Genomic DNA, 21245 nt, shown 5'->3' with positions numbered 1-21245 from the left:
TCGCTGCCGTCAGCGGAGCGCCTGGCCGGCGAGCGGCGTATCCTGCTGGTCGGGCTGGGCTTGATCGGTGGCTCGCTGGCGGCGGCATTGCGCGCGGCGGGCCATCGCGGCGAGATTCTCGCCTGTGATCGTGACTCCAACGAGATCTGCCTCGGTCAGCGCATGGGGCTGATCGACGGTGGCAGCACGCAACTGGCGGCGCTGGTACCGGGTGCCTCGCTGATCGTGCTGTGCGTGCCGGTGATGGCGATGCAGGGCGTGATGGCCGAACTGGCGCCGTTGCTGGAGGATGACGCCGTCATCACCGATGTCGGCAGCACCAAGGGCGCGATCCGCGATGCGGCGCTTGGCGTCTTCGGTCGCATGCCGCCGAATCTGGTGCTCGGTCACCCGATCGCCGGGTCCGAGAAGAGCGGTGTCGCGGCGTCCAATCCCGAGCTCTATCGCGATCACAAGGTGATCCTGACGCCGGAGCCGGACAGCGATGCCGAGGCCGTGGCACGCGTGGCGGCCATGTGGTCGGTATGTGGTGCCCAGCTTCTGAGCATGAGCGTGGCGCGCCACGATGAAGTGCTGGCGCGCACCAGCCATCTGCCGCACCTGCTGGCGTTCTCGCTGGTCGACAGCCTGGCGCGCCAGGATGAGCGGTTGGAGATCTTCCGCTACGCGGCGGGCGGTTTCCGTGATTTCACGCGCATCGCCGGCAGTGATCCGGTGATGTGGCGCGACGTCTATCTGGCCAACCGCGATGCGGTGCTGGAGGCGTTGGACGAATTCGAGGCCGGGGTGGCGCGGGTGCGCGCTGCCGTGACCGCGGGCGATGGTGAGGCGATGCTGGGGATCTTCACCCGCGCAAGCCACGCCCGACACTACTTCAATACCCTATTGAAACAGACGAGTTATCAGACCATGGAACAGCAGAACGTGCGGTACCGTGCACTGCCGGGTGGGCAGGTTCAGGGGCGCATTCGTGTGCCGGGCGACAAGTCCATGTCGCATCGCTCCATCATGCTGGGCGCCTTGGCGACCGGCGTGACCGAAGTCGAAGGCTTCCTGGAAGGGGAAGACAGCCTGGCCACGCTGCAGGCCTTCCGCGACATGGGCGTCGTCATCGAAGGCCCGCATCAGGGGCGTGTCACCATCCACGGTGTGGGTCTCAACGGCCTGAAGCAGCCGCCGGGCCCGCTGTATGTCGGCAACTCCGGCACCGCGATGCGCCTGTTCGCCGGTCTGCTGGCCGGTCAGGCCTTCGATACCGAGCTGACCGGTGATGCCTCGCTGACCAAGCGTCCGATGGACCGCGTCGCCAATCCGCTGCGCGAGATGGGCGCGGTGATCGATACCGCAGACAACGGCCGTCCGCCGCTGCGTATCCACGGTGGTCAGCCGCTCAAGGGCATCCGTTACGAGATGCCGATGGCGTCCGCGCAGGTCAAGTCGTGCCTGCTGCTGGCCGGTCTCTACGCCGAAGGCGAGACACGTGCCATCGAGCCGGCGCCGACGCGTGACCACACCGAGCGCATGCTCAATGGCTTCGGCTACAAGGTCGAGCGCGAGGGCGCCGAGGCGTGGCTGACCGGTGGCGGCAGCCTCGAAGCCTGCCCGATCGACGTGCCGGCCGACATCTCCTCCGCGACCTTCTTCCTGGTCGCCGCGGCCATCACGCCGGGCTCCGATCTGGTGCTGGAGCACGTCGGCATCAACCCGACGCGCATCGGTGTGATCAACATCCTCAAGGCGATGGGGGCCGACCTGAGCGTCACCAATGAGCGCGAAGTCGGCGGCGAGCCGGTGGCAGACCTGCACATCCGTTATGCGCCGCTCAAGGGCATCGACATTCCGGAAGACCAGGTGCCGCTGGCCATCGACGAATTCCCGGCACTGTTCATCGCCGCCGCCAACGCCGAGGGCATGACCCGCCTACGTGGCGCCGAGGAACTGCGCGTCAAGGAATCCGACCGCATCCAGGTGATGGCAGATGGCCTGGCGCAGATCGGCGTCGAGCACGAAGTGGTCGCGGACGGTATCGACATCCGTGGTGGCGCCTACGGCGGCGGCCTGGTCGACAGCCACGGCGATCACCGCATCGCGATGGCCTTCAGTGTCGCGGCGCTGCGCGCCCAGGGCGAGATCCTGATCGACGACTGCGCCAATGTCGCGACCTCCTTCCCGAACTTCGTGGCGCTGGCCGCTGAAGTCGGCATGCAGGTCGAGAACCTTGGTGCCGTGGCACCCGGCCAGGAGGCTTCATGAGCGGGGAAGCGACACCTCATCACAGCCAGATCTGCGACGCGCCGGTGTTGACCCTTGATGGCCCCGGCGGGGCAGGCAAGGGCACCATCAGTCGTCTGGTCGCGGCGAGCCTTGGCTGGCATCTGCTGGATTCCGGTGCGCTGTATCGCCTGACGGCACTGGCCGCCGAGCGTCATGGCGTAGCGCTGGAAGACGAGGACGCCGTGGCGACCATCGCCGAGTACCTCGATGTGCAGTTCGATGCCGAAGGCGACGCCACCAGCGTGATTCTGGAAGGCGAGGATGTCACCCGTGACATCCGTCTCGAGTCGGTCGGCAACAATGCTTCCATCATCGCGGCCCAGCCGCGCGTGCGGACTGCACTGCTGGCGCGCCAGCGTGCCTTTGCGCGTGCGCCGGGCCTGGTGGCCGATGGTCGCGACATGGGCACGGTGGTCTTCACCGCTGCGCCGCTCAAGATCTTCCTGACGGCGAGCGCCGAGGAACGTGCGCGTCGTCGTCATGCCCAGTTGCAGGAAGCGGGTGTCGATGCTAATATTTCGAGCCTTTTGACAGAAATACAGGCGCGCGATGCGCGTGACATGGGCCGGGCAGTCGCCCCGCTCAAGCCTGCAGACGACGGCGTGATTCTCGATACGACAGATCTCGACATCGACCAGGTGATCGAACGCATCCAGCAGCTGCTGGTCGAATACGGCCTGGTAGCAGCGCGCTGAGACTCGAGTCTCAGCCTGTAAGTCGTCAGAACAACGGATTGAATGCCTGCTGTTGCAATGCGGCCTCCGGGTCGGGCAGCAGCGGGTTTCGCTCGCTTCGCGAGCGAGTGTGCAGGACATGCAGAACCCAGATGGCACCGAGGTGTCATCAACCCCCCGGCCAGGTGTCATGGGGTGCATCGGCGGCAAGCGGAAAGCCGGTGTATCTCGAACCAGCGTCAACGCCCCCGGGGATATGTAGATATGGCCCGTGCTTGCTGGTGGTACGGAGACTGCGGTGCAAGCCGCCCCAAACGTTGATCATGTAGGAATACCATGAGCGAGAGCTTTGCTGATTTATTTGAACAGTCACTCCAGGACATCAACATGGAGCCGGGCGCAATCGTGTCCGCTACCATCGTGGATATCGATGGCGACTGGATCACTGTCAATGCCGGTCTGAAGTCTGAAGGTCAGATTCCGTCTGAACAGTTCCGTGACGAAAGTGGCCAGCTGTCCATCAGCGTCGGCGACGAAGTCATGGTTGCACTGGAAGCCGTGGAAGATGGCTTCGGTGAGACCCGCCTGTCCCGCGAGAAGGCCAAGCGTGCTGAAGCGTGGAAAGAGCTGGAAGCTGCCTTCGAGAAGGACGAGATCGTCAAGGGCGTGATCAACGGCAAGGTCAAAGGTGGCTTTACCGTCGACATCAACACCATCCGTGCCTTCCTGCCGGGTTCTCTGGTCGATGTCCGCCCTGTGCGCGACACCGCCCACCTCGAGAACAAGGAACTGGACTTCAAGGTCATCAAGCTCGACGCCAAGCGCAACAACGTTGTCGTGTCTCGTCGTGCCGTCCTCGAAGCCGAGAACAGCGCTGAGCGTGAAGCCCTCCTGGCCACTCTGCAGGAAGGTCAGCAGATTCAGGGTATCGTCAAGAACCTGACCGACTACGGCGCCTTCGTCGACCTCGGCGGCGTTGACGGCCTGCTGCACATCACCGACATGGCATGGAAGCGTATCAAGCATCCATCCGAGATCGTTGCTGTCGGCGACGAGATCAATGTCAAGGTGCTGAAGTTCGACCGCGAGCGCAACCGTGTGTCTCTGGGTCTCAAGCAGCTGGGCGAAGATCCGTGGGTCAACATCAAGGCTCGCTACCCGGAAGGCGCCAAGATCAACGCACGCGTCACCAACCTCACCGACTACGGCTGCTTCGCCGAGCTGGAAGAGGGCGTCGAAGGTCTGGTCCACGTGTCCGAAATGGACTGGACCAACAAGAACATCCACCCGTCCAAGGTCGTCAATGTCGGCGATGACGTGGAAGTGATGATTCTGGACATCGACGAAGAGCGTCGTCGTATCTCCCTGGGTATCAAGCAGTGCACCACCAACCCGTGGGAAGACTTCAGCGGCAAGCACAACAAGGGTGACCGCGTCTCCGGTACCATCAAGTCAATCACTGACTTCGGTATCTTCATCGGTCTGGAAGGCGGCATCGACGGCCTGGTTCACCTCTCCGACATTTCCTGGAACGAAGCTGGCGAAGAAGCCGTGCGTCGTTACAAGAAGGGCGAAGAAGCTGAAGCGGTCATCCTGTCCATCGATCCGGAACGTGAGCGCATCTCTCTGGGCATCAAGCAGCTCGAGAGCGATCCGGTCTCCGAGTACCTGGCCGTCAACGACAAGGGCGCTGTCGTGTCCGGTCGCGTTGTCGACATCGATGCCAAGGAAGTTCAGGTAGAGCTGGCAACTGACGTCATTGCTATCCTGAAGGCTTCTGAAATCAGCGCTGACCGTGTCGAAGACGCACGCAACGTCCTGAGCGTCGGCGATGCTGTCGAAGCCAAGATCGTCGGTGTGGATCGCAAGAGCCGCCTGATCAACCTGTCCGTCAAGTCCAAGGACCAGGTTGAAGCTCCGCGTGGCCAGGCTGCCAAGCCGCGCACCCAGGAAGTCGAGAGCAACGGCCCGACTACCATCGGTGATCTGATCAAGCAGCAGCTGGGTCAGGAGTGATCCCGAGACACTCCGCCTCCTCGTGAGGTGGGGTGTCCGGATCCACGCTGAGGTGACATGCCTCTGGTTGTCATCTCGGCGTCTCCGAATCGGTATCCTGCATGAGGCGCATGTCATATGCGGGAACGAAAAAAACCGCCACCCTTCGGGGTGGCGGTTTTTTCATGCCTGATCGTTGTTGCTGGTTCTGGCGATTGCTGATCGTTGCCGGTCAATGTCCGTCGCCACCTGCCGAGCACCTCATCTGGTGGCGTTCAATGCGTCTGCGAGGCGCCAGGCTGGCTGACCTTGGCCAGCAGTTGCATCTGACGCAGCGAGATCGTGCAGTACAGGCTGCGATAGAGTTCCGGTTTCTGCTTCGGATCGGTCTTGAGCAGACGAGCTTCAAGCTGGTGGAGGTCACTGGCCAGCTGTGTCGTGTCCGGGGTCAGAGGCTGTCGTGCGGCTGTCTGAGTCATGTAAAGGCGCTCCGTGAGTCCATGGTCGTGGATGGGGTCAGGGTCGGCTCTTCTTGTCTTGAAGACTTCTCGCGACGTGGCGGTGCTGCTGTCTGCGCTTGAGTCAGTTCGCGATCCGCTCACGATTCTCATCGTGCATGCCAGGTCCCGGGTCGGATCTTGAGATCATATGGGAGCCTTTGCCTGATACCTGCAGCCCTCGCTCGAGATATCACGGCGGAGCTGCAGTTGCTGCATGGGACAGTGTGTCACTCGGTACCTGTTGTCCTGCTTGTCAAGCATAGCGGAAGGTCTAGAGTGCACCTTGATCCATGTCAGGGGGATGACGATGCGCTGACAGGCGGTAGCGAAGTGGCGAGAGCCGAGTGGCAAGAGCCAAGTCGCAACAGTCCGAGCCTCAGTACATGACGGGAGGGCCGTGCATGACTCAGGTCGCCTCGTGATCGCTCTGCTCGCTGGCTGTGCCAGCGTTGGCCGCTGCCGTCTGGCGCTCAAGATTGGACAGCATGCCGCGCAGGATGGAGAGCTCGCGGCGTGTCGGCTCGGCACGCGCGAACAGGGCGCGCAGCCGCTCTTCTGTCTGGGAGTGGGGCTGGTTGAGGAAGCCGGAGCCCTGCAGGGCGCGACCAAGATGCTCATGGAAGTAGCCGAGCTGTTCGCGGGTCGGCAACTGGTCGTCCTCACGGCGCGCGACAGGCGCCTCCTGAGGCTTGTCGAGTGTCAGGCGCCATGCACTGCGGCACTCGTGCGCCAGCACCTGGGCGGCCTGTGAGACGTTGAGGATGCCGTAGTCCGGGTTGGTGGGGATCGACACCTGATGGGTGCAGCAGGCGATCTCCTCGTTGGTCAGTCCGAAGCGTTCGCGGCCGAATACCAGCGCCACCTTGCCATCGCGCGCGATATCCATGGCGTGGGCCGCCATCTCGCGTGGCTCATCGAAGTGGGGCAGTGGGACGCTGCGCAGGCGAGCGCTGGCCCCGATGACCAGCTGGCAGTCATTGACGGCGTCTTCCAGGCGCTCGACTACGTGTGCATTTTCCAGCAGCTCCGCGGCGCCGCTGGCCATGCGCGTCGCTTCCTCATCGGGGAAGCAGCGCGGATTGACCAGCACCAGGTCCTTGATGCCCATGGTCAGGATGGCGCGAGCGGTGGCGCCGATATTGCCGGGGTGGAAGGTCTGCACCAGCACGACACGCACATTGTCGAGGGCACTAGTGGTCGGAGAAGCGGCGGGGGTGTCAGTCATGTGAAGATCCTGGGCAAGCGAGGCGCGCGGCCTGAGTGGTAGCGTCGTCGGTCGTGACCGTAGGCATTTCAGCCGCAATACAACGTCAGCCTCGATTCACTGTCATCACCAGGCGCAATGTCTCGGGTCGCGGCAAAAAGTGGCGCCTAGTGTAGCGTGGTGAGCGGGAGGCGTCAGGTGCCGAGAGGCGTGGTGCTTGCCATATGAGAGTCACGGCGTTCACTGTATGGGGCTCGCGGTGCACACCATGTGGAGCTCGCGGCGCTCGCTGAATGACAGGCATGAAAAAACCGCCCCTGCTTGCGCAGGAGCGGTTCGGGTCACGACGGGTGTGTCGTGGATGAGGCTGGCTTACATCATGCCGCCCATGCCACCCATGCCGCCCATACCACCCATGTCGCCGCCGCCGGCAGCTTCCTTGTCTTCCGGATCTTCAGCGATCATGCATTCGGTGGTGATCATCAGGCCGCCGATGGAGGCCGCAGACTGCAGTGCAGAGCGGGTCACCTTGGCCGGGTCCAGCACGCCCATCTCGAACATGTCGCCATAGATGCCGGTAGAGGCGTTGTAACCGTAGTTGCCTTCGCCAGCCTTGACGTTGTTGAGCACGACAGAGGCTTCTTCACCGGCGTTGGTGACGATCTGACGCAGCGGCGCTTCCATGGCACGCAGTGCGATGGCGATACCGTGAGTCTGATCTTCGTTGTCGCCTTTCAGGTCGGCCAGCTGGCCCAGCACGCGAACCAGGGCAGTACCACCACCAGGCACGACGCCTTCCTCGACGGCTGCACGAGTGGAGTGCAGGGCGTCTTCGACGCGAGCCTTCTTCTCTTTCATCTCGACTTCGGTGGCAGCACCGACGCGGATGACGGCAACGCCGCCGGCCAGCTTGGCGACACGTTCCTGCAGCTTCTCGCGGTCGTAATCAGAGGAGGTTTCCTCGATCTGAGCGCGAATCTGGGCAACGCGTGCTTCGATATCGCCTTCGTTGCCGGCGCCATCGATGATGGTGGTGTTTTCCTTGGACATGGTCACGCGCTTGGCGGTGCCCAGGTGGTCCAGGTTGGCCTGTTCGAGGTTGAGGCCGACTTCTTCGGAAATCACGGTGCCACCGGTCAGGATGGCGATGTCCTGCAGCATGGCCTTGCGACGGTCACCGAAGCCCGGTGCCTTGACGGCAGCGACCTTGACGATACCGCGCATGGTGTTGACGACCAGAGTCGCCAGCGCTTCGCCTTCGATGTCTTCGGCGATGATCGCCAGCGGCTTGCCGGACTTGGCAACGCCTTCCAGCACCGGCAGCAGTTCGCGGATGTTGGAGATCTTCTTGTCGACCAGCAGGATGTACGGGTCTTCGAGTTCGACCGCCATGGTGTCCTGGTTGGTGACGAAGTACGGAGACAGGTAGCCGCGATCGAACTGCATGCCTTCGACCACTTCCAGCTCGTCTTCGAAGCCACGACCTTCATCGACGGTGATGACGCCTTCCTTGCCGACCTTCTCCATCGCTTCCGCGATGATCTCGCCGATGCGAGAGTCGCCATTGGCGGAGATGGTGCCGACCTGAGCGATGGCCTTGGTGTCGGTGCACGGCACGGACAGCTCACGCACGGCCTTGACGGCTTCGATGACGGCCTTGTCGATACCGCGCTTCAGGTCCATCGGGTTCATGCCCGCGGTCACGCCCTTCAGGCCTTCGTTGACGATGGACTGAGCCAGCACGGTGGCGGTGGTGGTGCCGTCGCCAGCCACGTCAGACGTCTTGGAAGCGACTTCCTTGACCATCTGGGCGCCCATGTTCTCGAAGCGGTCCTTCAGTTCGATTTCCTTGGCGACGGAAACGCCGTCCTTGGTGACGGTCGGAGCGCCGAAGGATTTTTCCAGTACCACGTTACGGCCTTTCGGGCCGAGGGTAGTCTTGACCGCGTCGGCCAGGACATTGACACCACGCGCCATGCGCTTGCGTGCATCATCGGAGAAACGAACGTCTTTTGCAGCCATGTTTATCTCTACCTTTAATCAGTAAGTCGAAGCGTTGGAACCCGAAAAAGCTGAAACTCAGCCTTCCACCACGGCGAGGATGTCGCTCTCGCTCATGATCAGCACCTCTTCGCCGTCGATTTTCTGCTTCTCGACGCCGTAGCCATCCTTGAAGATCACGGTATCGCCGACTTTCACGTCCAGCGGGCGAACTTCACCGTTCTCGAGGATGCGACCGTTACCGGCAGCGAGAATCTCGCCACGGGTCGGCTTTTCCTGGGCGCTGCCGGGCAGAACGATGCCACCTGCAGTTTTCTGTTCTTCTTCCACGCGACGAACCACGACGCGATCGTGCAAGGGACGAATGTTCATTGCTCACGTTCTCCTGATGGTAAATCCCGCCAGCTCCCGTTCTCTGTCGGTGAGTCTGGCGTTCAATGGGGTTGCCTAGCGAGTGTTGGGCCCCGCCGCCGGGGGCGGGGCCGTTATCCATTGCACCGCATTTATGGTGGCGGGAGGACAGCTTTCAAGTAGGCGATCATAAAAAAATTTCAAATCGGCGCATCTTGTGCGTCGCATGAAAGCTACCCACTCTGGATGTCGCCTGTCTTCCGCAAGGTTCCACTAGATGAATCAACGGCTTGAGTGTATCCGAGCCATTCACCGTTGGCATATAGCTGGCAGCCCTCAGACGGTGTCCATTGGTACAAGACGCCAGAGGGTGGTTTTCGACCAGGGTGAGCGTCATTGCAAGATGCAAGGTTCAGATGGGTAGCTCACGGAGCGCGAATCTGACCAGTGAGGCACAGGGGCAGGGCAGGGTAGGTCATTACGGAACAGAAGAGGACAGGAAAGCATGATGGGGCCTGTGAGGCGCGGTATCACAAATCAAAAGGGCCCGGCACTGACTTCCAGTACCGGGCCCATGGCTCTCTAACCTGCCTCTCAAACATGACTTTCAAACATGATTCTCAGGCAGACGCTTGCGCGTGATGCTTGTGCGTGGGAAGACGTTAGAGGCGCGGCTCGTCACGGCTGATGTAATCACCTTCCAGCGGCTCGCCGGTCTGCTGGCTGCTGCCTTGCTGTCCAGCGTGGTTGCTGCTTGTGTGCTGCTGATCGCCACCGCTGCGTGAGGCGCTGTCAGCACGGGCATCGGCTTCCCAGTCACCCGTGCGGGTGCTGCGCGAGCTCCCCGCAGCCGAGAAGCGCCCCTTGAAAAAGCGCGCGATCGCGCCATTGCCGCTCAGACCGCGCGTCAACAGTCCCCGCGAGGCGGGGAGCAGGCACAGCAGGCCGAAGGCGTCAGACAGAAAGCCCGGCGCCATCAACAGGGCGCCGCCGAAGATGAGCGCCGCGCCTTCCATCAGCTCGCCGGAAGGCATCTCGCCGCGTTGCAGGCGTTCCTGGGCGCGCATCAGTGTCGCGCGACCTTCGCGGCGAATCAGATGGAGGCCGACGGCGCCGGTGATCAGCACCAGCGCCAGGGTCGGCAGCAGGCCGATCTGGCTGCCGAGGCTGAACAACACCACGAAATCCAATAACCCGAACAGGGTAATCACTAACAGTATGGGCATCGTCTCTCCCGAAGCAGGTAAATGGCAGGTTGCGCCAATGCGTCAAGGGTAAACCAGCCGCCGGACGGGGAACAGTCGAATCGGGCCCTTTGAACGGCCCATGATCCGCTGGTGAGCGGTTGATGGTCGGTGGCGTGGATGGCTGGCGCTGCAGGGGTAGCGGTGCCATGCTGAACGATGTTGCATGTTGCAGTGCACAATAGAAGGGGCTGGATCGGGAGCGCCGGCAGGCAGAGCCCACGGCGGCCGCAGGGGGCGGGCCCAGGCTCACTCATCAGTATCCCCTGATTACGCGCACGCTGTTGATAGTGTGCGTTGACGCTGTCATTGCCTAGCGTTGGCGGATCTCGCCTGCGTTGAGGCAGGACACGCCGCGATCTGTTGCACTGCATCATGAAAATTTACCGCGAACTGGCAGCGGGCGTCACCCAGAGGCATTCTCTGTCACGATGACGCTGAACACTGAAGGGCGCGGTGCGGGACACTCGACACATAGATAGTGACGCCCGTACGGCATGCGGGCCTCGCATCCGGTAGCAGTTACTGACTGCCGGCAGACAACCTGGGAGACGGGACATGAAACTTGACGACAAGGTCATCGCGATTACGGGCGGCGCTCGAGGGCTGGGGTTGGCCATGGCGCGCTATCTGGGCGAGAAGGGAGCGGTGCTGGCGCTGCTGGACATCGAACAGGACGGCCTGGATGACGCCGTCGCGAGTCTGGAAGCTGCAGGCATCAAGGCGCAGGGCTTCGTGACCAATGTCGCGGAAGAAGACTCCGTCACCGCGGCCTTCTCGGCCATCAAGGGCGCATTGGGGCCGGTGAGCGGTCTGGTCAACAATGCCGGCATCACCCGTGACGGCCTGCTGATCAAGGCACGCGATGGCGTGGTGGAAAAGACCATGTCGCTGTCCAGCTGGCAGCAGGTCATCGATGTCAATCTGACCGGTGTCTTCCTGTGCACCCGTGAAGCGGCCAGTCAGATGATCGAAGCCGGCCAGCCGGGCGTGATCGTCAATATCTCCAGCATCTCGCGCGCCGGCAACATGGGGCAGAGCAACTACACCGCCGCCAAGTCCGGTGTCGCGGCGCTGAGCGTGACCTGGGCCAAGGAGCTGGCACGCTACAGGATTCGCGTCGGTGCCGTGGCACCGGGCTTCATCGCCACCGAGATGACTGCCGGCATGAAGCCGGAGATGCTCGACAAGATCAAGAGTGGCATCCCGATGCGCGATCTGGGTCGCCCGGAAGATATCGCCAGCAGCGTGGCCTTCATCTTCGACAATGACTACTTCACCGGGCGAGTGATTGAATGTGATGGTGGTCTGCGCATCTGACCCCATGGCTTGTGTCAGCCGATGAGACTGAAGCCCCCGCGATGACAGCATCGTGGGGGCTTTCTCTTGCGGCGAATGCATCCAACGCAGGTTGCTGCGCGTAGAGGTCAGTATTGCCATTCATTGTCATAAGGAGACACGTCATGCAACGACGCCAATTCATGGGGCTGGTGCTGGGGGCGGGAGCGATGTTGGCCCTGCCCAGGCTGTCTGCCGCACGTCCGCAGTTGGAACTCGAGCGTGGCGCGGACATCACGCCGCTGACCCTGGAGGAAGATGAATGGCGTGCCCGCCTGAGCCCGGAGCAGTATCGCGTACTGCGCGAGGAGGGCACCGAGCGTGCGGGCTCCAGCGAGCTCAACAGGGAGCATCGCGAGGGCGAGTATCGCTGTGCCGGTTGTGATCTGGCGCTGTTCTCTTCTGCCACCAAGTTCGAGTCCGGCACCGGCTGGCCCAGCTTCTTCGATCATATCGAAGGCCGCCTTCTGACCAAGACCGACTACGGGCTCATCTGGCCGCGCACCGAATATCACTGTGCGCGCTGTGGCGGGCACCAGGGGCATGTCTTCGAGGATGGTCCCGAACCCACCGGCCTGCGCTGGTGCAACAACGGTGTCGCGCTGCGCTTCGTGCCCGCGTGAGGCGCTTGGGAGGCATCCCGGTTGGCGCATTGAGCGGCTAAAGCAATCTTGCCGCTTTGTGGTAACGTGACGACATCGTGATACAGACGGCCCGGTCAACTCCACGACCGGGCCGTCTGTATATTGCCGCATGAATTCTGCTGTAAGGGACTGACGTTTCATGGACGCTACTGCAACTGACGCTACCACCTCCCGTCCTGCACCGACGCTGTCGCCCGCTGACACCACTCGCCGCATTCAACAGGCGCTGGCCGGTGAGCTTGGGGTGCGCGAAGAACAGATCACTGCCACCGTCGAGCTGCTGGATGGCGGCGCGACCGTGCCGTTCATCTCGCGCTACCGCAAGGAAGCCACCGGCGGGCTTGATGACACCCAGATGCGTCAGCTCGAAGAGCGCCTGCGCTATCTGCGTGAGCTGGAGGAGCGGCGTCAGGTCGTGCTCGAGTCGATCGCCGAGCAGAACAAGCTGAGCGCCACGCTTGAGCGCGATGTGCTGGCCGCCGACAGCAAGCAGCGTCTGGAAGATCTCTACCTGCCGTATCGCAAGAAGCGCCGTACCAAGGCCCAGATCGCCCGTGAAGCGGGGCTTGAGCCTCTGGCCGATGCGCTGCTCAATGACCCGACGCTGGAGCCGGAGGCTCAGGCGGCTGGCTTCGTCGCTGCCGACAAGGACGTGGCCGATACCAAGGCGGCGCTGGATGGCGCCAAGCAGATTCTGATGGAGCGCTTCGCGGAGGATGCCGCGCTGGTCGGTCGCCTGCGTCAACGTCTGTGGGACGACGGCATCCTCAGCGCGCGCGTCATGAAGGGCAAGGAGCAGGAGGGCGCCAAGTTCTCCGATTACTTCGAGCATGACGAACCGCTGCACAAGGCGCCCTCGCACCGTGCGCTGGCCATGCTGCGGGGTCGCAACGAAGGCGTGCTGAGCCTCGCGCTCAAGCTGGAAGGCGAGGACGACCTGCCGCGTCACCCGATGGAAGGCGCCATCGCGGCGCATTTCTCCATAGACGATCAGGGGCGCGCCGCGGACCGCTGGTTGAAGGAAGTGGTGCGCTGGACCTGGCGCGTCAAGCTCTACACCCATCTGGAAAGCGAACTGATCGGGCGCCTGCGCGAGCGCGCCGAGCAGGAGGCCATCCAGGTCTTCGCCGACAACCTGAAGGACCTGCTGCTGGCAGCGCCGGCGGGCCCCAAGGCCACACTGGGGCTGGACCCGGGGCTACGCACCGGCGTCAAGGTCGCGGTAGTGGATGCCACCGGCAAGTATGTCGATCAGGCCACCCTCTATCCGCATGCACCGCACAATCGCTGGGACGCCTCGGTGGCCGAGCTGGTCAAGCTGATCGAACGGCATGATGTCGAGCTGATCGCCATCGGCAATGGCACCGCCTCACGCGAGACTGACAAGCTGGCCGCCGACGTGCTGACGCGCCTGTCCGGCCGTCGTCTGCAGAAAGTGATGGTCAACGAGGCCGGCGCGTCCATCTACTCGGCCTCGGAATATGCGGCGCGCGAATTTCCGGATCTGGACGTGACCATCCGCGGCGCGGTCTCCATCGCCCGCCGCCTGCAGGACCCGCTGGGCGAGCTGGTCAAGATCGAGCCCAAGTCCATCGGCGTGGGCCAGTACCAGCACGATGTCAGTCAGGTGCAGTTGGGGCGCAGCCTGGAGGCCGTCGTCGAGGATTGCGTCAACGGTGTCGGCGTCGATCTCAACATGGCCTCCAGCGCGCTGCTGTCGCGTGTCGCGGGTCTCAACACCACGCTTGCCGAGAATATCGTCGCGCACCGGGACGCCAATGGCCGTTTCGCCTCGCGCCAGGAATTGCTCAAGGTCAGCCGGCTGGGCCCGCGCACCTTCGAGCAGTGTGCCGGCTTTTTGCGCATCGCCTCTGGCAAGAACCCACTGGATGCCAGCGCCGTCCACCCGGAGGCCTATCCGCTGGTCGAGCGCATCGCCAAGGCGCACGGGCGAGAACTGCCGAGTCTGCTGGGTGACAGCGCCTTCCTGCGTACCGTCAAGCCGGCCGAATTCACCGATGAGCATTTCGGCCTGCCGACGGTGACCGACATCCTGCGTGAACTGGACAAGCCGGGGCGTGATCCGCGCCCCGAATTCCGCTTCGCCGAATTCAAGGAAGGTGTCGAGACCCTCAAGGACCTCGAGCCGGGCATGAAGCTCGAGGGTGTCGTCACCAACGTGACGCACTTCGGGGCCTTCGTGGACATCGGTGTCCATCAGGATGGCCTGGTGCATATCTCTGCCCTGTCGCAAAAGTATGTTTCCGACCCGCGTGAAGTGGTCAAGGCGGGTGATATCGTCAGCGTCAAGGTGATGGAGGTCGATATCCCGCGTGCGCGCATCGCGCTGAGCATGCGCATGAGCGATACTCCCGGAGAGAAAGGCGCGGGAGGCGAGGCGCGACGCGGTGCAGAGGGTGGTCGTGGTGGCCGCTCGCAAGGCAGCGGGGGCCGTCAGGAGCGTGGCGGCCGCGGCAGCAATTCTGGCGCGAACGGCGGCGCGGCACCGGCCAACAATGCGATGGCCGCGGCATTGCTCAATGCGCGCAAGTCAAAATCATAAGCCTTGAAAGCATTTTTTACGCGCCCATAATGTGGGCATACTGACCTGACGCGAACGGTGCCTGCCGTTCGCGTCTTGCATGGCATCCGGTGCAGCACGCGGGCCATGGTCATCCAATTCGACCGGAGAGGCTGGGCTTCTCCCCATGCGAAAGGGTTAATACCTTGTCCGAGCAACTCGCGTCCGCTATCGCGCGACTCACGCCCCAGGCCCGTCAGGGGCTCTTCGGGCGCCTGCGCCGTGGTATCGAGAAGGAAGGCCTGCGGGTTACCGCTGGCGGTGAGATCAGCCAGACGCCGCATCCGCGTTCCCTGGGGTCGAAGCTGACCCACCCGTACATCACCACGGACTATTCCGAGTCTCTGCTCGAGTACATCACTCCGGTGTCCACTCGTCCCAAGGAGTCGCTGGAGTTTCTGGCTGACCTGCATCGCTTCAGCTATCGCAATCTGGGCGATGAACTGATCTGGCCGGCCAGCATGCCGCCGCGCCTGCATGGCAACGACAGCGTGCCGATCGCGGATTTCGGCACCTCCAACAGCGGTACCATGAAGCATGTCTACCGCAAGGGGCTGGATGTACGTTACGGGCGCATCATGCAGTCGATCGCCGGTATCCATTACAACTTCTCGCTGCCGGATGATTTCTGGGCCCTGCTGCAGGGGCTGGAAGGGGCAGAGGGCGAAGATGCACGTGATTTCCGCTCGCGCCGCTATTTCGAGCTGATCCGCAACTTCCGTCGTCACAGCTGGATTCTGCTCTATCTGTTCGGTGCCTCACCGGGCATCGACGAGAGCTTCCTTGACGGCGGCAATGATGATCGCCTCAAGCGTCAGGCGGACCGCAGCCTGGTCTCGGCCTACGCCACCAGCCTGCGCATGTCGGACCTGGGCTATCAGAACAAGGTGCAGGCGCAGCTCAAGATCTGCTTCAACTCGCTGGACAACTTCGTCGGCACGCTGCGTCACGCCATCGTCACGCCGTGGAAGGACTACGAGAAGCTGGGCGTCAAGCAGGCCGACGGCAGCTGGTCGCAGCTCTCCAGCAACATCCTGCAGATCGAGAACGAGTACTACTCCGACATCCGTCCCAAGCGTGTCACCCGGCAGAACGAGACGCCCAGTCAGGCACTGGAAGGGCGCGGTGTCGAATACATCGAAGTGCGCTGTCTGGATCTCAATCCCTTCCTGCCGGTCGGGATCGACGAGACGCAGATCCGCTTCCTCGATACCTTCCTGATCTGGTGTCTGCTGACCGAGAGTCCGTGGATCGACGACGAGGAATGCGCCACGCTCGACGACAGCAAGCGTCGCGTGGTCGAGGCCGGGCGTGACCCGGCGCTGACCCTGAGCGTCAATGGTGAAGAGCGACGCCTGCGCGATCTGGCAGCCAATATCATGGATGAGCTGGGAGAAGTCGCGGGCCTGCTCGACAGTGGCGACAAGACTGGCAGCGCGCACCGTGATGCGCTGGCGGCACTCGCACCGCGCTTCGATGATGCGCAGACCACACCGTCTGGCCGTCTGCTGACCAGCATGCTCGACAACGGCAGCAACTTCGTCGACGAAGTGCTGGCGCTGGCCAAGGGCCAGGCCGAGCAGTTCAAGTCAGAACCGACGGAGCGTGCGCGCGGCTATCTGCTCGATCAGCTGGTCGAGACCTCGCTGCAGCAACAGGGTGATATCGAGAAGGGGGATCATCAGGATTTCGACACCTTCATGGCCGAGTACTTCGCGTCCGCCCATGCTACGCAACCGGCGTGATCTCGTGACGCAACGCCAATTCATGTTCAGGTCATCGCGACACGGCATGATAGGTATCAGTCGCTGATAGTGACGGATTCGGCTATCGCTGCATCATCGGCGCCTCAGGCTTGAGGCGCCGATGATGTATGTGGCCTGTGCAGCCAGACTGAGCGCGGCTGCGGGGCACGACGCGGTGCAAGCCTCCATGCAGTCGCAGGGCCTTGATGGCCTTGCGGCTGCGTCATTTCTCACCCATGACTCCACTGGAGTTCGACCGGCAAGGACGGCAAATGACACAAGCGGACAAACAATCTGGGCAGCAGCCGGTAGCGCGCAAGGGTGGGCTTGCCAGCCTGGCGAGCTGGAGCGGGCGTCAATGGTGTCTGTTGGGAGCGCTGGGATGCGCCTTTCTGCTGGGCGTGGCCTTCGTGCTGCAGTTCGCCTTCGATCTGGCGCCGTGTTCACTGTGCATCTTCCAGCGCGTGGCGGTGGCTGTGGCCGGCGTCTTCTTCCTGCTGGGGGCCTTGCATGGCCCTGGACGCATCGGCACGCGCATCTATGCGCTGGGCGCACTGGCCGGCAGCCTCGGTGCGGTCGTGCTGGCGGGGCGCCATGTCTGGCTGCAGTCTCTGCCGCCAGATCAGGTGCCGGCCTGTGGCCCGGGCCTCAACTACATGCTGGAAGTGCTGCCGGTATGGGACGTGATCACCCAAGTGCTCAACGCCTCCGGTGAGTGCGCCCAGATCAGCGCACAGTGGCTGGGACTTTCGATCCCGCAGTGGTCGTTGATCGGCTTCTGTGGGCTGGCGCTGGTACCGCTGGCAATGTTGTGGAGCAGTTTCCGCCGTTGAAGCCATTGCCCCTGCCACCATGGTGGGGGGTTGGCAGCGCGCACGGCATGGAGGATAGTGGGTTGGCAGCGGGGCGAGCACCGGAGGTCAGCCCCTATCGTTCGGGTCATGCCAGAGGAGGCGCCCATGCTGGAGGAATGCACCACTGCGGCGGAACGCTTTCGTGGCGTTCATCAGTTGGTTGATCGCTGGCTGGACCAGCGACGCGAGATGCTGGTCTGCTTCATGGATCTGCACGAGGCCTGTGTCAATGACCTCGAGCAGCTCGAGATGACACGCGTCAATCGCTTCATCGAGCTTTTGATGGACTACATCTCGGCGGGGCATTTCGAGGTCTATCCCCAGCTCAAGGAAGAAGGTCGTGTCTTCGAGGACACCGCGGCACTGGCGGTCTGCGAGCAGCTGATGCAGCGCCTGGAGCCCTCCACCGAGCTGGTGCTGTCCTTCGATGAGGATTTCTCCAGCCCTACCCGCTGCCAGCACTATCGCGCACGACTGCCGGAATGGCTGGCTCGCCTGCAGCAGGGGCTGACCGAGCGTTTCGCGCTGGAGGATCAGCTGATCCAGCGTCTGCATGCGGTACACGAGCCAATTGCCCGGACGGCCCCGTCGGGCCAATCGGTGTCCTGAGGCCGAATTCCACCAGTCGCCCATCAAGCCAGTCGCCCATCAAAAAGCCCCGCCAGCAATCGCTGGCGGGGCTTTTCGATGCTCATGTCGATGTGTGTCTCGAAAGAGGCTTACATCAGTGAGGAGGCTTCCGGACGCTCGATCTCGGTCAATTCGATCTCGCCGGTCAGCAGGTCACGCTCGAAGGCATCCTTGTCGATGTTGAAGCCAAGGAATTCCTGGGCGAGATACATGTCCTTCTCGGCGTTGCCCAGGCAGCTGGTGCCACCCGGTGACGGCGTCATGTTGAAGACGATGCCGGTGCCCGGATTGATCTTGGCTTCGCCCATCACGAGCTTCTGCTTGCTCTTGTCGATCAACTGCGGACGAACGCCACCGAAGCCCTTGGCGAAGCTGACGTCCTTGACGTCCAGGCTCGGCACGATCTTCTTGATGTCGCCGTGGAACAGACGCTCACGCAGCACCGGCACCTCGAACATGAAGTTCTTGAAGATGTAGTTGCGGATGTCGCGCACCTTCATCAGGTCCCACAGGGCCTTGACGACGTTGCGGTCCATGCGCAGCACCTTGAGGAACTCCCAGAAGGTCTTGCCGTTGTAGCGCTCCAGCAGCGGCAGCATCAGGGCGGTCGGGCCGAAGCGGGTCTTGCCTTCCACCAGCACGTCCGGGTCGCCGTGGACGGCGGCGAACGGCAGGTTCTCGTTCTGGATGGTGTAGACCTTGCCGTTGAGCACCTTCGGGGTGAAGTAGAAGGAGCCGGCCATCGGCAGGCAGGACTTGTCCAGGCCGTAACCCATCTTGTGGGCGAACAGCAGCGAGTGACCGCCGGCGCTGACCACGACATAGCGTGCGCTGAGCTCGCCCTTGTCGGTCTTGACCTTGTAGACGTCGCCTTCCTTGCGAATGTCTTCCACGGCGGTCGAGAGGCGAACGTCGAAGTTCATGCCTTTCTCGGCCGCTGCCTTCTCGCCTTCGCTGACGAAGGCTTCCGACAGGGTGGTGTAGTTGACGGCGGTATATTCGTCGGTGGAACCCAGCGCGACGATTTCCTCGTCAGGACGACGACCTTCCACCACCTTCGGCTCCAGCTCGGCGATGTCATCACGCTCGAGCAGCTTCAGATTGGGGAACAGCTGCTTGAAGGTGTCGAAACGCTTGCGCAGGAACTGGCATTCCTTGGCACCGACCGCCAGTACCATCTTCGGATACTTGTAGACGATGTGATCGCGCTCACTCTCGCTGAGCTTGGTGGCGAAGTTGACCACCATGCCCGCGGTGCGCTTGGTCACACGCGCCTTCTCGACCGTGTAGTTGGTCTCGATGTCGCCGCAGTGAATGGTCTGGGAGTTGTTGCGACCGTGCGAGTTGACGATCGCGACGTGGTCGTACTTTTCCACCAGGCCGACCGACTTGAGGTCGGTGTAGCGGGCGAGTTCATAGAGAAGGGCGGTGCCGGACACGCCGCCACCCACAATCAGGACATCGTATGTCGTTGAGGACATGGCTGCTCACGCTCAAGGTTGGTGAGGGACATCCCCCGGACCCGACCGGGATTCCGGAGGCCGTCCTGCCGTGACGGGGCAAAAGTTGCCGCACCAGGCTCGACGGTTCGATGGACACACATTATAGACACATCTTGTGCGAAATGATTCAGCAAATAAGGTCGACTTTATGGTGAATGCTTGTAGCCACATGAAAACCTTATAGCTGAGGCTGCTCGACCTTATGGATCGATAAAATCCATGTAAATCAGTCTGTTATCAGTCGCGCAGTGAAATGATTCGCCAATCGCGCGCGTCAGCGGCGGCGCGCAGTTGCTTATCCGGGTCCACTGCGATGGCAGTATCGACACGCTCCAGCAGCGGTAGGTCATTGATGGAGTCGCTGTAGAAGGTGCTGCCATCCAGGGTGTGGTCACGTTCGGCGAGCCAGGCTTCGAGGCGGGTCACCTTGCCGGCCTGGAAGCTGGGGACGCCACTGACGCGCCCGGTGTAGCGGCCGTTGACGATCTCGGGCTCGATGGCGATCAGCTCATCGACGCCGAGGCGCTCAGCGATGGGAGCGGTGATGAAGCGATTGGTGGCAGTGATGATCAGCAGGGTGTCGCCGCGTGCCCGGTGACGTGCCAGCAGCTCTTCCGCCCGCGGCAGGATGATGGGCTCGATCTTGGCGGCCATGAACTGCTGGTGCCAGGCCGCCAGCTGCTCCGGACTGTTCTCGGACAACGGCTTGAGTGAGAAGGCCAGGTATTCGTGAATGTCCAGCTCGCCACTCTGGTAGAGCTGGTAGTAGCGCTCGTTGGCTTCACGATAGACGTTGGCGTCGACAGCGCCCTGTTCGACCAGAAATTCGCCCCAAGCGTGATCACTGTCCCCGGCGATCAGGGTATTGTCGAGATCAAAGATGGCCAGACTCACGGAAAACTCCTTGCTCTGCCCAGCCACACTCGGCTGGGCGACAGACACGGACAACAGAGCACGATAGGGTGCCGGCCCAGTGTTTGCGCGGGTGTACGGTGGCCGACGAGCAGTCTCGCCCGGCCGTGTTGCACTGCAATAGCGTGAAGGCAGCGATTATTGCAGAGGTGCTCGGGCTTTCACACCGCCAAACCGCGTATTGAAGCGCTTTCTGCCTTTGTGGAAGAATGGTTTCAATTAACGAATCAAAGGTGACATCCGTGATCGACGCTGACGGCTTTCGCCCCAACGTTGGCATCATCATTGCCAACTGTGAGGGCCAGCTGCTCTGGGCGCGCCGGGTAGGACAGAATGCGTGGCAGTTTCCGCAAGGGGGCATCAAGCCAAACGAGACACCGCAACAGGCGCTGTTTCGTGAACTCGAAGAAGAGATCGGCCTGAAAGCTGAGGACGTCGAGATACTGGCCTGCACCCGTGGATGGCTGCGCTACCGGTTACCCAGACGCATGGTAAGAACGCACTCCCGACCGATCTGCATCGGTCAGAAGCAGAAGTGGTTCCTGTTGCAGATTCGCTGTCAGGACAACCGCGTAAGCGTGGATACCACACCCAAGCCGGAATTCGATGGCTGGCGTTGGGTAAGCTACTGGTATCCACTGGGGCAGGTCGTGGCCTTCAAGCGCGAGGTCTACCGGCGGGCGCTGCGTGAACTGGCGCCGCGGCTGCAGCGTCTGGTGGACACCGAGCGACTCAAGACGCTCGCCGAGGGGACCTCGCTGCATGAGGCGCGAGGTGCCTGCGGGACGCCTGGTGC

16 protein-coding genes and 1 pseudogene are annotated in these 21245 nt (G+C 62.4%); 10 read left to right on the top strand and 7 right to left on the bottom strand.

The features are described from left to right. Positions 1 to 21 precede the first annotated feature (21 nt). The 3 genes from FLM52_13315 (at position 22) to FLM52_13305 (ending at position 4964) form a co-directional block, all read left to right on the top strand. Entirely contained in the window at positions 22 to 2253 is a 2232-nt protein-coding gene (locus FLM52_13315; GenBank protein NVN56755.1) for a bifunctional prephenate dehydrogenase/3-phosphoshikimate 1-carboxyvinyltransferase, read from the top strand. Then, positions 2250 to 2969: a (d)CMP kinase gene (locus FLM52_13310; protein ID NVN56754.1), complete on the top strand. Its 720-nt coding sequence runs from the start codon at positions 2250 to 2252 to the stop codon at positions 2967 to 2969. Before FLM52_13315 ends, FLM52_13310 begins: the two co-directional genes overlap by 4 nt. Before the next feature lie 315 nt (positions 2970 to 3284). Then, a complete protein-coding gene (locus tag FLM52_13305) occupies positions 3285 to 4964 on the top strand; it encodes a 30S ribosomal protein S1 (GenBank protein NVN56753.1) in 1680 nt (559 codons plus the stop codon). Positions 4965 to 5218: 254 nt separating this feature from the next. Here FLM52_13305 and FLM52_13300 read toward each other — a convergent pair whose 3' ends face one another. From FLM52_13300 to FLM52_13280, 5 genes are all read right to left on the bottom strand, one after another. Next, a complete protein-coding gene (locus tag FLM52_13300; protein NVN56752.1) occupies positions 5219 to 5422 on the bottom strand; it encodes a hypothetical protein in 204 nt (67 codons plus the stop codon). A 427-nt stretch (positions 5423 to 5849) separates the two neighbouring features. Further along, a complete protein-coding gene (locus FLM52_13295) occupies positions 5850 to 6668 on the bottom strand; it encodes an RNA methyltransferase (GenBank protein ID NVN56751.1) in 819 nt (272 codons plus the stop codon). A 351-nt stretch (positions 6669 to 7019) separates the two neighbouring features. Next, positions 7020 to 8669, bottom strand: a complete 1650-nt coding sequence (groL, locus tag FLM52_13290; GenBank protein NVN56750.1) for a chaperonin GroEL — start codon at positions 8667 to 8669, stop codon at positions 7020 to 7022. A gap of 57 nt (positions 8670 to 8726) precedes the next feature. Then, positions 8727 to 9020: a co-chaperone GroES gene (locus FLM52_13285; protein NVN56749.1), complete on the bottom strand. Its 294-nt coding sequence runs from the start codon at positions 9018 to 9020 to the stop codon at positions 8727 to 8729. Positions 9021 to 9661: 641 nt separating this feature from the next. Continuing rightward, positions 9662 to 10225, bottom strand: coding sequence for an FxsA family protein (locus FLM52_13280; protein NVN56748.1), 564 nt, complete (start codon positions 10223 to 10225; stop codon positions 9662 to 9664). Positions 10226 to 10801: 576 nt separating this feature from the next. Between FLM52_13280 and FLM52_13275 the strand changes: the two genes are divergently transcribed. The 6 genes from FLM52_13275 (at position 10802) to FLM52_13250 (ending at position 18014) form a co-directional block, all read left to right on the top strand. After that, positions 10802 to 11563 carry an SDR family oxidoreductase gene (locus FLM52_13275; GenBank protein ID NVN56747.1) on the top strand — a complete coding sequence of 254 codons (762 nt, stop codon included), beginning with the start codon at positions 10802 to 10804 and terminating at the stop codon, positions 11561 to 11563. Between the two features lie 143 nt (positions 11564 to 11706). Further along, positions 11707 to 12204, top strand: a complete 498-nt coding sequence (gene msrB, locus FLM52_13270) for a peptide-methionine (R)-S-oxide reductase MsrB (GenBank protein ID NVN56746.1) — start codon at positions 11707 to 11709, stop codon at positions 12202 to 12204. Between the two features lie 160 nt (positions 12205 to 12364). After that, positions 12365 to 14788, top strand: a complete 2424-nt coding sequence (locus tag FLM52_13265; protein NVN56745.1) for an RNA-binding transcriptional accessory protein — start codon at positions 12365 to 12367, stop codon at positions 14786 to 14788. A 164-nt stretch (positions 14789 to 14952) separates the two neighbouring features. Next, a complete protein-coding gene (locus FLM52_13260; protein ID NVN56744.1) occupies positions 14953 to 16551 on the top strand; it encodes a glutamate--cysteine ligase in 1599 nt (532 codons plus the stop codon). 272 nt (positions 16552 to 16823) lie between these two features. Next, positions 16824 to 17384 (top strand): disulfide bond formation protein B, encoded by a 561-nt coding sequence (locus FLM52_13255; GenBank protein ID NVN56743.1) that lies wholly within the window; start codon positions 16824 to 16826, stop codon positions 17382 to 17384. 126 nt (positions 17385 to 17510) lie between these two features. Further along, the gene (locus tag FLM52_13250; protein ID NVN56742.1) at positions 17511 to 18014 is read left to right on the top strand and encodes a sigma D regulator; all 504 of its coding nucleotides are present in this window, start codon (positions 17511 to 17513) and stop codon (positions 18012 to 18014) included. Positions 18015 to 18124: 110 nt separating this feature from the next. Here FLM52_13250 and FLM52_13245 read toward each other — a convergent pair whose 3' ends face one another. Both FLM52_13245 and FLM52_13240 read right to left on the bottom strand, forming a co-directional pair. Next, on the bottom strand, positions 18125 to 19516 hold the full coding sequence (locus tag FLM52_13245; GenBank protein ID NVN56741.1) for an FAD-dependent oxidoreductase: 1392 nt from the start codon (positions 19514 to 19516) through the stop codon (positions 18125 to 18127). A gap of 258 nt (positions 19517 to 19774) precedes the next feature. Next, complete coding sequence (locus FLM52_13240; protein NVN56740.1) at positions 19775 to 20431, bottom strand: HAD family hydrolase; 657 nt, start codon at positions 20429 to 20431, stop codon at positions 19775 to 19777. A gap of 260 nt (positions 20432 to 20691) precedes the next feature. Here FLM52_13240 and FLM52_13235 point away from each other — a divergent pair. Continuing rightward, positions 20692 to 21165, top strand: a pseudogene (locus FLM52_13235) (RNA pyrophosphohydrolase). Positions 21166 to 21245: the final 80 nt, after the last annotated feature.

It is taken from the genome of bacterium Scap17 (genome assembly GCA_013376735.1).
Lineage (GTDB): Bacteria > Pseudomonadota > Gammaproteobacteria > Pseudomonadales > Halomonadaceae > Cobetia.
The sequence above is the reverse complement of the archived record's forward strand: the minus strand, read 5'-3'. Positions and strand labels throughout refer to the sequence as shown.

What these genes read in the sequence shown, in the direction of transcription:
- FLM52_13280 (NVN56748.1), bottom strand. Translation starts at nt 10,225, where the DNA reads ATGCCCATACTGTTAGTGATTACCCTGTTCGGGTTATTGGATTTCGTG.
- FLM52_13295 (NVN56751.1), bottom strand. Translation starts at nt 6,668, where the DNA reads ATGACTGACACCCCCGCCGCTTCTCCGACCACTAGTGCCCTCGACAAT.
- FLM52_13310 (NVN56754.1), top strand. Translation starts at nt 2,250, where the DNA reads ATGAGCGGGGAAGCGACACCTCATCACAGCCAGATCTGCGACGCGCCG.
- FLM52_13300 (NVN56752.1), bottom strand. Translation starts at nt 5,422, where the DNA reads ATGACTCAGACAGCCGCACGACAGCCTCTGACCCCGGACACGACACAG.
- groL (NVN56750.1), bottom strand. Translation starts at nt 8,669, where the DNA reads ATGGCTGCAAAAGACGTTCGTTTCTCCGATGATGCACGCAAGCGCATG.
- msrB (NVN56746.1), top strand. Translation starts at nt 11,707, where the DNA reads ATGCAACGACGCCAATTCATGGGGCTGGTGCTGGGGGCGGGAGCGATG.
- FLM52_13305 (NVN56753.1), top strand. Translation starts at nt 3,285, where the DNA reads ATGAGCGAGAGCTTTGCTGATTTATTTGAACAGTCACTCCAGGACATC.
- FLM52_13255 (NVN56743.1), top strand. Translation starts at nt 16,824, where the DNA reads ATGACACAAGCGGACAAACAATCTGGGCAGCAGCCGGTAGCGCGCAAG.
- FLM52_13265 (NVN56745.1), top strand. Translation starts at nt 12,365, where the DNA reads ATGGACGCTACTGCAACTGACGCTACCACCTCCCGTCCTGCACCGACG.
- FLM52_13250 (NVN56742.1), top strand. Translation starts at nt 17,511, where the DNA reads ATGCTGGAGGAATGCACCACTGCGGCGGAACGCTTTCGTGGCGTTCAT.
- FLM52_13245 (NVN56741.1), bottom strand. Translation starts at nt 19,516, where the DNA reads ATGTCCTCAACGACATACGATGTCCTGATTGTGGGTGGCGGCGTGTCC.
- FLM52_13275 (NVN56747.1), top strand. Translation starts at nt 10,802, where the DNA reads ATGAAACTTGACGACAAGGTCATCGCGATTACGGGCGGCGCTCGAGGG.
- FLM52_13285 (NVN56749.1), bottom strand. Translation starts at nt 9,020, where the DNA reads ATGAACATTCGTCCCTTGCACGATCGCGTCGTGGTTCGTCGCGTGGAA.